We start from the raw sequence: 252 nt of genomic DNA on the forward strand, positions 1-252 counted from the left end.
CGACGGCACCGGCCCCACCAACGATGCACGTCCGCTGCTTAATGGCACGGCGGAAAAAGCCAGCCTGACCACCATTTATGACGGTATCAACGCCATCGGCAGCGTCTACGCCGATGCCGCTACCGGTGCGTGGAGCTGGCAGTCCACCGGTACCGATAAGTTCACCGAAGGCATGCATACGCTGACCGTGCAGGCCGTCGACCCGGCGGGCAACACCTCAGTGCTGTCTGAAAGCTTCGTCATCACCGTGGA

The 252-nt window shown here is 61.9% G+C and carries 1 protein-coding gene; it reads left to right on the forward strand.

Going from position 1 to position 252, the window contains the following annotated elements; genetic code table 11:
• Positions 1-252: Ig-like domain-containing protein (locus KVT28_RS25750; protein ID WP_217551081.1), on the forward strand; the 252-nt coding region annotated here is incomplete at both ends.

It is taken from the genome of Pantoea sp. GbtcB22 (assembly GCF_019091025.1).
GTDB lineage: Bacteria > Pseudomonadota > Gammaproteobacteria > Enterobacterales > Enterobacteriaceae > Pantoea > Pantoea leporis.